The sequence below is a fragment of the Micromonospora sp. NBC_01638 genome, from assembly GCF_045209745.1.
In the GTDB taxonomy this organism is placed as follows: domain Bacteria; phylum Actinomycetota; class Actinomycetes; order Mycobacteriales; family Micromonosporaceae; genus Micromonospora.
The window spans coordinates 4,616,839-4,630,480 of the sequence record NZ_CP109273.1 but is presented as its reverse complement, the minus strand read 5'-3'; the positions used below and the strand labels follow the sequence as shown (position 1 = coordinate 4,630,480).

The 13,642-nt window shown below is 71.3% G+C and carries 11 protein-coding genes; all 11 read right to left on the bottom strand.

The window, feature by feature from the left end:
* Nucleotides 1-53: 53 nt before the first annotated feature.
* Nucleotides 54-1,973, bottom strand: a complete 1,920-nt coding sequence (locus OG811_RS21855) for a delta-60 repeat domain-containing protein (protein WP_406068315.1) — start codon at nt 1,971-1,973, stop codon at nt 54-56.
* A gap of 223 nt (nt 1,974-2,196) precedes the next feature.
* Complete coding sequence (locus OG811_RS21850) at nt 2,197-3,138, bottom strand: glycosyltransferase (RefSeq protein WP_406068314.1); 942 nt, start codon at nt 3,136-3,138, stop codon at nt 2,197-2,199.
* Nucleotides 3,139-3,227: 89 nt separating this feature from the next.
* On the bottom strand, nt 3,228-4,058 hold the full coding sequence (locus OG811_RS21845; RefSeq protein WP_406068312.1) for a phosphatase PAP2 family protein: 831 nt from the start codon (nt 4,056-4,058) through the stop codon (nt 3,228-3,230).
* 328 nt (nt 4,059-4,386) lie between these two features.
* Nucleotides 4,387-5,637 carry a hypothetical protein gene (locus tag OG811_RS21840; RefSeq protein ID WP_406068310.1) on the bottom strand — a complete coding sequence of 417 codons (1,251 nt, stop codon included), beginning with the start codon at nt 5,635-5,637 and terminating at the stop codon, nt 4,387-4,389.
* 107 nt (nt 5,638-5,744) lie between these two features.
* Entirely contained in the window at nt 5,745-7,250 is a 1,506-nt protein-coding gene (locus tag OG811_RS21835; protein WP_406068308.1) for a family 16 glycosylhydrolase, read from the bottom strand.
* 204 nt (nt 7,251-7,454) lie between these two features.
* Nucleotides 7,455-8,276: a shikimate dehydrogenase gene (locus OG811_RS21830; RefSeq protein ID WP_406075850.1), complete on the bottom strand. Its 822-nt coding sequence runs from the start codon at nt 8,274-8,276 to the stop codon at nt 7,455-7,457.
* Nucleotides 8,277-8,436: 160 nt separating this feature from the next.
* Nucleotides 8,437-9,633: an endolytic transglycosylase MltG gene (mltG, locus tag OG811_RS21825; RefSeq protein WP_406068306.1), complete on the bottom strand. Its 1,197-nt coding sequence runs from the start codon at nt 9,631-9,633 to the stop codon at nt 8,437-8,439.
* A complete protein-coding gene (gene ruvX, locus OG811_RS21820; RefSeq protein ID WP_406068304.1) occupies nt 9,633-10,091 on the bottom strand; it encodes a Holliday junction resolvase RuvX in 459 nt (152 codons plus the stop codon). Before ruvX ends, mltG begins: the two co-directional genes overlap by 1 nt.
* A gap of 72 nt (nt 10,092-10,163) precedes the next feature.
* Nucleotides 10,164-12,842: an alanine--tRNA ligase gene (gene alaS / locus OG811_RS21815; RefSeq protein ID WP_406068302.1), complete on the bottom strand. Its 2,679-nt coding sequence runs from the start codon at nt 12,840-12,842 to the stop codon at nt 10,164-10,166.
* Nucleotides 12,839-13,144: a hypothetical protein gene (locus OG811_RS21810; protein ID WP_406068301.1), complete on the bottom strand. Its 306-nt coding sequence runs from the start codon at nt 13,142-13,144 to the stop codon at nt 12,839-12,841. The genes alaS and OG811_RS21810 overlap by 4 nt, the downstream gene beginning before the upstream one ends.
* A 29-nt stretch (nt 13,145-13,173) precedes the next feature.
* Nucleotides 13,174-13,638, bottom strand: coding sequence for a DUF948 domain-containing protein (locus tag OG811_RS21805; protein ID WP_406068300.1), 465 nt, complete (start codon nt 13,636-13,638; stop codon nt 13,174-13,176).
* Between the last annotated feature and the right edge of the window lie 4 nt (nt 13,639-13,642).

Here is a 13,642-nt window from a genome sequence, read left to right as displayed (position 1 = left end):
CGGTCCGCCGGTGTCGCGGGGACACCAGTGGACCGCCCGGGCCGGTTCGTGGCTCAGGAGGTGGCGAACCACAGGGTCTTGCCGGACCAGTTCACGCCGGCGCCGGCCGCCGCGATCTCGACCGAGGCGGCGCCGTCGACGGCCGTCTCGTCGAACGGCACCGCGCGCAGCGAGCCGTCCGTGTTGCCATACACGATCTTGCCGGCGACCCAGGCCATGCCCCGTACGGTGCCCCAGGCCAGGCCCTGGCTGGGCAGCGTGAACTCGGTGCAGCCGACGATGTAGCCATCCGGCTCCAGGTAGCGGTAGAACAGCTTGTTGGTGCCGGCCTTGGTGTAGTACATCCGGCCGTCGAGGTAGAACGCTCCACTCATCGAGGCGGCGTTGAACCAGTTGTTGTAGCCGCTGCTGACCCAGGGCGCGCCGACCGAGCCGCCGGTGAAGATCGACACGTCCAGGTAGCTGCCGCTCGGCGCGCTCGCGTCCGTCTTCGACCAGTAGAGCTTGTTGCCGATCGAGAAGGCCGCGCCGGCCGCGGTGAGGCTGGGCTGGCTGGAGGCGACCGGGGCGCCCACCGTGGTGCCGTTGAAGGACACCTTGGTGGCCTGCCCGTCGGCGGTGCCGAGGTAGAGGTAGCCCGACGCCGCCGTCGGCGCGTTCACCGCCGGCACCGTCCGCCCACCGGCCAGCGGGAACAGACCGAGCCGGCCGTGGTACTCGTTGCCCAGGCCGTCGGAGTCGAAGCCGGCGTACAGGCCGGTGCTGCCCCGCCACAGCTCCCACATGATCGGGCCCCAGTCGGTGGTGCCCGCCGGCGCGCCGGAGCGAGTCGGGTTCCACACCAGCGGCAGCCCGTTGATCGGGTCGAGCGCGCCCAGGCCGAACCGGTTGATCGCCCCGGCCCCGGCGCTGTCGTTGCCGTTGGCGTTACTCAGCCAGCGGAAGTGCCCGCCGACGTAGACCACGTTGTCGGCCACCTCCACCGAGGTCACCGAGTCGGTGCCGGTGTAGTTGACCCAGGTGGCGTCGAGCGCGGCACCCCGGGTGGCGGTCTCGAACCGGGCGATGGCGTCGCAGTACGCGCCGTCGCCCCGGCCTCCGTCGGCGATGATGACGAAGTAGCTGCCGTCGTCGGAGAAGTCCACGTCACGGGCGTAGAACGGGAACGACCAGTTGTAGCAGGGTGCCACGTAGCGCTGGGTGCTCCAGTCGGCGACCGTCGGCGTGCCGGCGAGCTCGACGACCACCACCTGGTTGCGAGGCTGGCCGTTGACCTCGGTGAAGTTGCCGACCGCGACCAGGGTGTTGCCGTCCGGCGACACGGCCAAGCCCCAGACCAGCTCGGAGCTGGCCCGCGCGACGCTGGCGTCGATCTGGAAGGTCGGGTCGATGGCACCGGTGGTGGCGTCGAGGCGGGCGAGCAGGGAGTGCTGGGTGCCGTTGACCCAGTGGAAGGCTCCCGCGATGTAGAGCTTGTTGCCGACCACGACGGTCCGCCGGACCAGGCCGCCGTCGCTGCGGCCGACCCAGCCGGCAACCGTCGCGCCGGTGGTCGGTTCGAGCTGCACCAGGTTCTTGCGGCTCACCCCGTTCACGTTGGCGAAGGCGCCACCGACGATGAGCTTGCCGTCCGGGCTGACCGCGAGGGCGTGCACCGCCCCGTCGACGACGGGGGTGAAGCCGGTCTTCAACGCGCCGCTGGTCTTGTCGTATGCGAAGAGGTAGCTGCGCGCGGTCCAGCTCGCGTCGGCAGCGGCCTTCACCGAGGTGAAGGAGCCACCCACGTAGACGGTGTTGCCGATCTCCGCGAACGCCTTGGTGTCGCCGTTCTGCGCGTGCGGGATGTTGTCCGCCGGGTTCGCGGAGGTCAGGGTGCTGGTCACCGGCTGGAGGCCGTCCGCGCGGGCGGGCGCGGCGACCAGCCCCACGGCGAGCACCGGCGCGACGAGGGCGACGAGCCACCGCCCCCGCACCGGTCGAGACGACGATCTGAGCAGCACGGGCGCCCCCAATGACGAAGTGAGATCCTGCGTAGCTTGCGGTGCGCGGAGATTTCGCACCATCAACCGACCGGTCCGCCCGGTCGGCGCCTCGGTCCGGTCGGGCCGTACGGGTCGCGGCCGGACGGCCCACGCCGGACGAGAACCGGACACCGCCCGGTAGACCACCCGGCCGATTGAGCCGCCCCGGCCGGCGTCACGACGCCCACCGGAACGGGGTGACCGTACCGGTAGCCGCGATCGTCCACGATGCCGCCTCGATCAGGTCCTCGGCGGTGATCGCGTCGGCCTCCCGAGCCAGGACCAGCCCACGGCGGTTCAGCTCCCGGGCCATCTCCACCTGATGGTCGTCGACGTGCTCGCCGTGCCGGCGGCGGCGCGGCACGTAGATCGCCCGCCGGCCGGCCCGCATCGCGGCGAGCGCGGAGCCGACCCCGGCGTGCGTCACCACCACGTCGGCCTCCCGCATGGCCTGCTGCATCTCCGCGAACGGCACCTGCCGGCGGGCGCCGGAGGGCATCCGGGCGATCCGGGTCGAACCGATCTGCCAGAACACCTCTGCCTCCGGCGGCAGGACGTCGACCAGCCGGTCCAGCAGCCGGGGGAAGCCGAAGGTCTCATGGGTGCCGACCGCGACGACGATCCGGGAGACCGGCCGGGCCGCCGGCGCTGGGGTGGCCCGGTATCCGTCGAAGATGGACCCGCCATAGCGCCACCGGCCGTCGGCCCAGCCCGGGTACTGGGTGTAGAGCCGGGTGAACGGCACCCGGGCGACCAGCCGGCCGGTGAGCGACGGCCCCTCAGTGCGGGTGGCGCTCTCGATGTAGTGGCAGGCCAGTCCGCGCAGCGCGGCGGGCAGGATGAACGACATCGCCACGCTGGCACCGGTACTGATCACCTGGGTAAACCGGCCGCCGCGCAGCACCCGCCGGGCCGCCACCAGGTCGCGCAGCGCGCCGACCGCGTCGCGGGTGGTGGCCGGCGGGACGTGGATGACCTCCTGGCCGTCGAGCAGCGAGCGGCTCTGCGGCGAGTCGAAGGTGACCCAGACGCAGTCGTCCTGCACACCGAGCCGGGGAGCCAGGTCGTGCAGCTCGGCGAGGTGTCCGCCGGTGGAGGCGACGAGAAGGGTGGTCACGTCGTTGCCCGCCTTCCGTGTCGTGGGGTGGCCGGGGAGGCTCCAGGCGGCGCAGGGAGCGAGGGTCGCACGCGCCGGGAACCAGCGGGTCAACTACCGGTCAGGGCATCCGCGCGGGTCGCCTCGGGCCGCGCGGCGGGCGGGCGCAGCCGGCCCTCCACGACGAGCAACGCCAGCGCCATCACGCCGAGCAGCAGCGGGCCGAAGATCCACCCACCGATCACGTCCGTCAGCCAGTGCTTCTCGGCGTAGATGCGGGTATAGCCCTCGACCGCGGCCAACAGGGCAACGACCGTGGCCAGGGCGATCCGGCCACCGCGCGGGATCCGCCAGGTGAGCGCGGCGAGCACCGCGATGGTACCGAAGGTGAGCAGCACCCGGGCGCACCCGCCGGACGGGTAGGTGCCGAGGTCGGTGGGCGGGTGGCCGCGGTCGACCACCTTGGCCAGGATCTCCTGGGTGTACTGCTCCAGTACGAACTGCAGGGGCATCGCGGTCAGCGGGACCCACCAGCGCCGGCGCCGCCAGGCGATGGCGAACCCGATCGCGGCGACCGCGGTCACCCACTTGAGCGGGTAGCGGTCGCCCATCGGGGTGATGAACGAGGTGATCTCCGCCCAACCGGCCACCCGGCGGGCGTGCACATAGTCGAAGACCGGGTGGTCTACGTGCGGTTCGAGGCGGGACAGCGCCTCGCCCAGCGGCCAGCAGATCGTGACGACGGCCGCCGACCCGGCGAGCAGCAGGACAGCAGCGGCGCCGGGGCGGCCCAGCGCGGCGGTGAGGCCGGCGACGGTCGCCCGCAGCCGCTCGGCGGCCCGGCCGGCCCGGAGGCGCGGCACCCAGCGGACGACGACGAGCGGGACGAGCAGCACCGGGAGCAGCACGGACAACGCGCCGACCGTGTAGATGAGGGTCATCGGCCGGTGCCGCCGGCAAATCCCATGGCGGGCGCGGCGACGGATGCCCGCCCGGCCAGCCGTCGTCGCGGCACGAACACTGATCCCATCGATCCCCCTGACGCGCCGGCCGACCGCCGGACTGCCCACACCCTGCGGTCCGGTTGAGCCCCACGCCGTTCCGGACCGGATCGACCACGCCGTCGCCGGCAGGTGGTGATCGAGTGGTGACACTTTAGAGCAAGAGCCAGCCGCAGTGGTAGCGGCGAGCGGGATCCGGTGGCTTTTCCCCGGGTTTGCCGGTCGGGAGGCCGACAGTCGTACCGCCCGCCGGAACGCGCGACCGGGGTCAGCCGGCCGGGCCGGGCGCCGGCACCGACAACCGGGCGGCGAGCAGGTGCAGCAGCACGGGATGCAGCTTGCCGCTCCAGCCACCCCCGCCGGCGGCCAGTTCCGCCGTGCGCAACCACAGCTCGACGAGATAGGCGTCGGCGACGAGCCGGCGACGAGCCGGGTCGAGACCGAACGCGTCGCCGTGTCGCGCGAGCAGGTCGTCCATCGCCGCGGTCGCCTCCGCCGCTGGCTGGCCAGCCAGCGACAGCGCGCACTGGAAGCCCTGGTGGGCGAGGTCGAACCCGACCGGGCGATCAGCGCCGCTGTTCTCCCAGTCCCAGGCGACCAGCCGGCCCCGATGGGTGCCCAGGTTCCACGGCACCCAATCGCCGTGCCAGTGGCCGAATTCCAACGCTGTGGCGCCGTCCCGCGCGGCCAGCGCCGCCACCGCCGCGGCCACCGGGCCGCCGGCCCGCTCGGCCCGGGCGGTCAGGTCGGCCAGGAAGGGCGAACCGGCCAGTGGGCGCAGCGGCCGAGCCGGCCCGGCCCGGCGAGCCACCGCCAGCATCGCCGCCGCCCGCGGCCGTTCCGGCCGGGGCAGCCGGCGCACCCGGGCCGGCATCGGCTCGACCAGCGTCACCGCCAGGTCACCCCAGCGCAGCTGGCGCAGCAGCCGCGGCACGTCGGGGAAGTCGCCGCCGTCGCGGGGCAGCTCCCGCAGCGCGTCGGCCTCCGCCGCGACCATCGCCCGGGTCGCGTCGTTCCACCCGATCTTCGCGTATGCCCGGGCGAGGCCCCGGTCGTCGAAGAGCTGCAACGTCGGCTTGTGGTGCGGGTCCGGCGGGCGGATGCCAATCGCGGCGTGCAGCCGGCGCCCCTCGACCCGTCCGAGGTGCTCGGCGAGGAGCAGTTCCTCCGGCTCGACACCGTCCGGCACGGCGACGGTCAGCACCGGCATCCGGACCCGGCCGGTGGCGCCGAGACCGGCCAGCAGGCCGACGGCGAGCCGGTTGGCCCGCACCCGGGGCGGGCGCAGGGCGTTGTACGCCAGCGTTGACGCGGCGCCCACCCGGCGCGACGCCAACGGCAGCAGGAACTTCGCCCGCTTCACCGAGGGCACCACGGCGTACCGGGCGGCGGGACGGTGACCCCGGGGCACTGCGGCGGGCCCGGCGCCGACGTGCAACCACAGCCGAGGGTCGGCGAAGATCGCCCGGCTCACCCAGCCCAGCCCGTCCTGGCGTTCCCGTGGATCCGCCACCGTCATACCGCCCCCATTCGCCCGCGCGCGCTGGCGGACACGATAGGGGCAGCGGGCAAGGAACCGCCCGGCGGGCCGAGGCCCGCCGGGCGGTTCGCCGTCGCTGGGCCGAGTCAGCGCTGCCAGACGCGGACGTAGTCGACCCGGAAGTCGGCCGGGAATCGGGTGGCCGCGTCAGGGTCACCCAACCAGCCGCCGACCTGGAAATTCAGTCGCAGGTTGTACGGCTTGTTGAACGCCTCGTCGAACCAGGGCGTGGTACTCCGGTCGCGCTGCCAGACCTGCCGCCCGTCGATGTACCAGCGGATCACGCCGGGCTCCCACTCCGTGGTGTACGTGTGGAAGCCGTCTCCGGGGTAGCCGGTCGGTAGGTCCCAGCGCTGGTCCTGCTTCACCGGCGTGTAGTCGTAGAAGATTGCCTGGGTGGCCGCGTGGTAGTACTGGCTACCGCCGGGCAGCTCCACCACGTCGATCTCACCCTTGCCGCCGTCGTCGGGGCGCAGCCAGAACGCCGGCCACAACCCTCGCGAGTCGGTCGGCCCGTTGGGCGACTGGGCCCGCATCTCGAAGCGGCCGTACTGGAACGACTTCTTCCCGATGGTGTCGAGGTAGCTCTGCGTGTACTGCCGGGTCTGCGAGCTGCACACCGCGGTCTCACGTTGGGCGCGCAGGGTGAGCACGCCGCCGGAGACTAAGGTGTTGTCCGCGTCGTCGACGTTGCAGCCGCGGTCGATGCTGCGGCCCTCGTTGTCGCGCAGGTTCCACCGGGACAGGTCGACCGACGGTCCGTCGAACTCGTCCGCCCAGACCAGCCGCCAACCCGGGACCTGCGTGCCGGGCGGCACCGTCGACGTCGGCGAGGGGGCGGGCGGGGTGGTGGTCGGCGGGGCCGTGGTGACGGTCGGGGTCGGCGAGGCGGTACGGCTCGGCGACGGCGCGGGCGGAGTGGTGGTCGGCGGGGGCGGCGGGTGAGAGGGCCGCGCCGACGGTTTCCCGCTTCGCTCGTAGGTCAGCATCAGCTGCGGCCGGATGGCTGCCCGGCTGTTCTCCCGCGACGCGTAGTAGATGCGCCTGTTCCAATTCTCCTGAATCAGCGCGAAAGAGACCGAGCCGTTGCCGGTCACCGAGCGGGACACATCAAACTCGTTCCAGCCCTGCCGGATCTGATCGGCGGTGGCCAGCGGCGCGCCGATCGGGGGCCGCTGGTCCCAGGCACCCGCCCCTGCGGCGCTGCCCTGCGCCGGGTGCGCCCGCACCCGCGAGGCGAACTGCTGCCAGGCGTACACCCGCAGGGTGGCCCGGACATTCACGGCGTCGGCGGGCAGGCCGCGCACCGCAAACTCCAGCAGCGCGTCGCGCTGGCCGTTGCGGTTGCCGTCGCAGAGTCGCGGGCAGCTGGCCAGCGTCGTCTTGACGCCGTTGTCGCCGTCCTGCGGGACCTGCGTGGCGGTGGTGTCCGCCGCCGCGGTCAGCACGATCGGTGACACCTCCGCCGCCGTCAGCGGCATCATCGTGGCCACCACACCGGCGACCACGCCCGCACTCAGGACACTGAGGACGACAGCCTTGCGTCGCATTCCTACACCCGGTGCGGCGTGGTGGATTTCGTGCCTGCTCAAGGAACACTCCCTGTCTAGGCGGCGATTACCAGCAGCAGCGTATCGACCGGCGACACTCGTGGTGCGCAGGAAACCGAACCTACGACACGACTTAACCAAAGCATAAGAGAGGTCGCGCACAGGCACTCAGGGCCGGCAAACGACCTGACGGGCCCTCGGTTACGCCCACCTCGACGGCGGACCCGGACGGTGGCGCCGCACACCTCAGCGCCGGGCTGCGGCGAGCGCCGCACGCATCGCCTCGACCGGCGCGGGCACCCCGGTGAACTGCTCGAACTGGCCAACCGCCTGAGCGAGCAGCAGGTCCAGCCCGGACACCACCGGGCAGCCGGCGGCGAGCGCCGACGCGGCCAGCGGTGTCGGCCACGGATCGTAGAGCGCCTCGAAGAGCACGGTGGACGGTCGCCAGTGAACCGTCCTGACGAGCGGGTCGGCGACCCCCTTCGGCACGGTCGAGACCACGACGTCGGCGCCGGCCCGCGCGGCCGCGTGTTCCCAGGCCATTCCCGTCAGCTCCACCCCGACCGCCGCCGCCACCGGTCGCAGCTCGTCGACCGCCACCGCCCGCCGGGCCACCACGGTCACCGAGGTCGCACCGAGCCGGGCGGCTGCGGCGAGCGCAGCGCGGGCCGTTCCGCCCGCACCCAGCACCGTCACGGCAGCGCCGGCGGTCACCCCGGCATCGGTCAGCACCTGCACCATGCCGGCGACATCGGTGTTGTCCGCGTACCAGGAGCCGTCCGGACGGCGTACCAACGTGTTGGCGGCACCGACGGCGGCGGCGACCGGCGAGGCCTCCGCGGCCACCGCGAGCGCCGCCTCCTTGCCCGGCATGGTCACCGACAACCCGGCCCACTCCGGGCCCAGGCCGGCGACCAGATCCGGCAGCTCCGCCGCCGCGCACTCGATCCGGGTGTACGACCAGCCGGTCAACCCGGCGGCGGCATACCCGGCGGTGTGGATCACCGGGGAGAGGGAGTGTGCGATGGGCTTGCCCAGCACCGCAGCCCTACGGGTCGACACGATCACAACCGGTCACAGCCGAAGGGCCGGTCCAGATCCGCATCATTCCCCCGCTCTCCCGTACGTGTCGGAGCGACCCTACCCAGCACGCCGCCTGCGGCACCACCGAATCGGGCTGCGGCGATGTCGGGAAAGGGAGCCTTCATGTCGTGGGCGCGGGCCCTCAGATGATGCCAGCCTCCCGGGCCTTGCCCTTGTTTCGCTCGTGCTGCTCGGGTGTCTCGGCGAAAGCGGAGTGGCCCTGCTTGTCGATCGCCACGAAGAAGAACCACTTGCCGACCGGCGGGTCCATTGCCCCTTCCAGGGCTTCCTTGCCGGGGTTGTTGATCGGGGTGGGGATCATGCCCCGCAGTTTGCGGTTGTACGGGTTCTTCTGGTCGTCCAGCTCGGACTGTGTCATCTGCTTGGACGATTTGGTTGGTTTGCCGATCGACTCCAGGTAGTAGTTGACCGTGACATCCATCTCCAGGCAGTTGCAGTAGAACTCGCCGTACACCCGGTTGTAGGCCACCCGGGCGACCTTTCCCAGGTCGTCCTTGTTGCCCGCCTCCGCCTGAGCGAGCGAGGCCACGATCAGCGCCTCGTACGGGCTGACGCCACCCCGTTCCTTCTGCACCCGGTCGGCGAACTTCATCCCACCGGTCACCGAGAGGAAGTTGTCAACCATCAGCTTGAGGATGCTCTCCGCGGTGGCCTTCGGCGGGATCTCGTACGTGTCCGGGTAGAGGAAGCCCTCAACGGACTTGACGACCTTCTTGCCGTCCTCGCGCTTGAACCACCACTCCGGGACGCCGAGCGCCTCCGGGTCCTTCGCGGCGGTCTGAAAGTCCTTGACCGGGATCTTGGTCTTCTCGGAGAGCAGCTTGTAGATGTTGAAACTGGTGCGACCCTCGGGGATGGTGAGCCCGTTGACGATCTTGTTCTTCAGGTCGAGCATCGCGGTGACGGCGCTCGCGGCGCTCATCTGCTTACGCAGCTTGTACGTGCCCGGCTGGATGTTCTTGCTGCGCGAGTTGGCCTCGGCCGCCTCGACGAACGCCTTCTGGCTCTTCACCACATCGGCCTCGACCAGGGCGTCGGCCATGTCGGCGAGCAGCGCCCCGTTCTTGATCTCGACGGTGATCTCACCCGCCCCGGCGCCCTCGTAGTCGGGGGTGACGAAGTAGTTCTGGATGCGGTCGAAGCCGTAGAACGCGCCGCCGCCGATGGCGCCCAACAGGACCAGGGCCATCAGCAGTGCCAGGAATGTCTTGCCCCGGCCGCCGCCGGACCCGCCGTTGCGCTTGCGGAAGCCGCGCCGGTGCCGGCCCTTCTCCCCCCGCTCCGCTTCGTCGAACCCAAGGTCCAGATCGTCGATCATTACGTCCGCCTCCGCTGCGCATCCAGCCAGCTCTGCAGGATCTCCACCGCGGCCGCCTGGTCGACAACCGCACGTTGACGTTTACCTCGGACGCCACGCTCGGCAAGCCTACGAGAAGCGACCACGGTCGACATCCTCTCGTCGGTGAGCGTTACCGGGATGGGCGTTATCACATCGACCAGTCGGGCAGCGTACGCCTTCACATGGAGGGCGGCAGGACCGTGCTTGCCGGCAAGATTGACCGGAAGACCGACGACAACCCCGACGGCCTCATGCTCGACCACCAACGCCGCAAGCTCGGCAAGGTCGCTCGGCACCGCGTCCGGCGCCGCCGTGAGATCACGGGCCAGGGTGACCAGCGGCGTGGCCAGGATCCCGTCCGGATCCGAGCGGGAGATCCCCACCCGAACCTGACCGACATCCACGCCAATCCGCACCCCGCGCGTCAGTTTACTCACCGACGGTCACCGTGGGGACCATACGAACCAGGGCGGACCGATCGGTCCGCCCTGGCTGACAGCGATCGTCCATCACGCCTCAGTGATCGCCTTCTCAACGGTGATCAGCAGGTTCGGCGCCTCGGCCGCGGGCAGGCCGCCACCCTGGGCCAGGTCGGGGCTGCCACCGCCGCGCCCGGAGAACGCCGCCTTCACCAGATCCGACGCGGCCAGGCCCCGGTTGCGCGCGGCCGCGTTGACCGCCACCACCAGGGACGCCTTGCCATTCGACCGGGCCGCCACCGCGACCACCGCCGGCCGCGTCTGATCGATCTTGCCGCGGATCTCCTGGGCCAGCGTCCGCACATCGTTGCCGGCCGCACCCTCCGGCGCCTCGGTGCCCACGTACGCGACGCCGCGCACTTCCTTGGCCTGCGCCGCGAGCGCCGCCGCCCCGCCCAGCACCAGCTGGGCGCGCAGCTTCTCCAGCTCCTTCTCCGCGTCCCGGAGCTGGGTGACGGTCTGCTCCACCCGGTCGGCGACCTGGTCGTTGGGCACCCGGTACAGCTCGGCCAGCCGCGAGACCAGCAGGTGCTCGCGGGCCAGGAAGCCGAAGGCGTCCATGCCGACCAGCGCCTCGACCCGGCGGACGCCAGAGCCGATCGACGACTCGGAGAGGATCTTCACGAGGCCGAGCTGGGCCGAGCGGGCCACGTGCGTGCCGCCGCACAACTCCCGGGCGTAGTCGCCCACCTCGACGACCCGCACCTCCTCGCCGTACTTCTCGCCGAAGAGCGCCATCGCCCCGATCCGCCGCGCCTCGTCCAGCGAGGTGATGAAGGCGTGCACCTCCAGGTCGGCCAGGAGCACCTCGTTGACCTGCTGCTCAACGTCGCGCAGCACACTCGGCGACACCCCGGTCGGAGTGTTGAAGTCAAACCGGAGCCGGCCGGGCGCGTTCAGCGAGCCCGCCTGCGTGGCCGACTCGCCGAGGAAGTTCCGCATGGTCTGGTGCACCAGGTGGGTCGCGGTGTGCGACCGGGAGATGGCCCGGCGCCGGGTCGCGTCGATCTCCGCGTACCCGGTCTCGCCCGCCCGCACCTCGCCCCGGATCACCCGGGCCCGGTGCACAATCAGGCCGGGCACCGGCTGCTGCACGTCGAGCACCTCGACCTGCCCGCCACCCACGGTGATCATGCCCTGGTCGGGCTGCTGGCCGCCGCCCTCGGCGTAGAACGGGGTCGTGTCGAGCACCAGCTCGATGGTGTCGCCCTCGGTCGCCGCCTGACGCGGGCCGTCGGCGCCGAGCAACGCCCGCACCGTCGACTCGCGGGCCACCTCGCTGTACCCGGTGAACGTCACCGGGCCACCCGCGTCGAGCACCGACCGGTACGCCGACAGGTCGACGTGCCCCGTCTTACGGGCCTGCGCGTCGGCCTTCGCCCGGGTGCGCTGGTCGGCCATCAGTCGGCGGAAACCCTCGTCGTCGACCGCGAGGCCCTGCTCGGCGGCGATCTCCAGGGTCAGGTCGATCGGAAAGCCGTACGTGTCGTGCAGCTGGAACGCCTTCGCCCCGGACAACGCGGAGCCACCCGCCGTGCGGGTCTCGGCGATCGCCGTGTCCAGGATCGTGGTGCCGGCACGCAGGGTGGACAGGAACGCCTCCTCCTCCGCGTACGCGTAATCCGCGATCCGGTCGAAGTCGCTCGCCAGCTCCGGGTACGACGGGGCCATGCAGTCCCGGGCCACCGGCAGCAACTCGGGCAGCGCCCGATCCTGCCAGCCCAGCAGCCGGATCGACCGGATCGCCCGGCGCATGATCCGACGCAGCACGTACCCGCGACCCTCATTCGACGGAGTCACCCCGTCGCCGATCAGCATCAACGCCGTCCGCACGTGATCCGCGATCACCCGCAGCCGCACGTCGTCCGGGTGCGACTCACTCGCCACATGCCCGGAGTGCGCGCCGTACCGCTTCCCGGTCAGCTCGGCCGCCCGCGCCAGGATCGGCCGGACCTCGTCGATCTCGTAAAGGTTGTCCACACCCTGCAGAATCGAGGCCATCCGCTCCAGGCCCATGCCGGTGTCGATGTTCTTCGCCGGCAGGTCACCCAGGATCGGGTAGTCGTCCTTGGTCGTGCCCGGGCCCCGCTCGAACTGCATGAAGACGAGGTTCCAGAACTCCATGTAGCGGTCCTCGTCGACCGCCGGGCCGCCCTCGGCGCCGTACTCCGGGCCCCGGTCGTAGAACAGTTCGGAGCACGGACCGCACGGCCCCGGGATGCCCATCGACCAGAAGTTGTCCGCCTTGCCCCGGCGGACGATCCGCTCGGGCGGCACCCCCACCGACCGCCAGATCTCGTACGCCTCGTCGTCGTCGAGGTACACCGTCGGCCAGACACGCTCCGGGTCCAACCCGAACCCACCATCGGCCTGCGACCTGGTGACCAGGTCCCACGCCAGGGGAATCGCGCCGGCCTTGAAGTAGTCACCGAAGGAGAAGTTGCCGTTCATCTGGAAGAACGTGCCGTGCCGGCTGGTCTTACCGACCTCGTCGATGTCCGGCGTGCGGATGCACTTCTGCACACTCACCGCCCGCTGGTACGCGGGAGTCTGCTGACCCAGGAAATACGGCACGAACTGCACCATGCCGGCATTGACGAACAGCAGATTCGGGTCGCTGATGGCGGGCAGCGGAGCGGACGGCACCACGGTGTGGCCATTCGCCTCGAAGTGCGCGAGGTACCGCCGCTTGATCTCCGCCGTCTTCATCGCTGGTGTTCCTCCGGAAAAATGTCTCGATCGCCGATCCGCGGGTCTTCCCGCAGGTCGGCGAACTGATCGTCGAACGCCTCGCCCTGGGCGAAAGCCTGGTGGATCTCCTGCTCGCGTTCGGCCATCCCGATGCGGACGTCCTCCACGAAACTACGCAGCGACTCGACGAGCCCGCCAGCGGATTGCGTCACCGTGCTGGCGATGCCGGCCGGCGTGTACGCCTGGGCGGTCCGGGTCGCCTTGCGGACCACGATCACACCGACGGCCACCCCGATACCGAGCCAGAACAAACGCCTCATGTCTCGCTACCTCCTGGTGCGCGGGCCGGTCACTGGTTGCCGCGCCGCGCGGCCCGTCGCTGCTGCTTGATGGTCTCGCGCACCTCGCGCTCGGTCTCGGCGTGCCGGCGGCCGGCGGCGGCCTTGCGCACGCCGTAGCCGAACGCGGCCACCTTGACCAGCGGGTTGGCGGCCGCGGCGGAGACGACGGTGGCCAGGTTGGCGATGTTGGCGGTGATGTTCTGCGCGTGGCTGGTCATGGTGTCGACCTTCGCCAGCTGGAGGTTCACGCCGTCGAGCGAGGTCTGCACCTGCTCCAGCGCGGTGTTGACGTTCCTCACCGTGGTGTTCACGTCGCCGAGCAGCGGTGCGGTCCGATCGTTGAGGTCGTTGATCATCCGGGTGGTGGCGTCAACGGTGTGCCGCAGCCGCAGGATCGGCAGCGTCAGGATGAGCACCAGCACCGCGAACGCGCACGCCGCGATCAGCGCCGCGACCTCTCCAATGTCGCCCACGCCT

Excerpts from the sequence above, each read along its gene's own strand:
- OG811_RS21845 (WP_406068312.1), bottom strand. The coding sequence starts at position 4,058 with ATGACCCTCATCTACACGGTCGGCGCGTTGTCCGTGCTGCTCCCGGTG.
- OG811_RS21840 (WP_406068310.1), bottom strand. The coding sequence starts at position 5,637 with ATGACGGTGGCGGATCCACGGGAACGCCAGGACGGGCTGGGCTGGGTG.
- mltG (WP_406068306.1), bottom strand. The coding sequence starts at position 9,633 with ATGATCGACGATCTGGACCTTGGGTTCGACGAAGCGGAGCGGGGGGAG.
- alaS (WP_406068302.1), bottom strand. The coding sequence starts at position 12,842 with ATGAAGACGGCGGAGATCAAGCGGCGGTACCTCGCGCACTTCGAGGCG.
- OG811_RS21810 (WP_406068301.1), bottom strand. The coding sequence starts at position 13,144 with ATGAGGCGTTTGTTCTGGCTCGGTATCGGGGTGGCCGTCGGTGTGATC.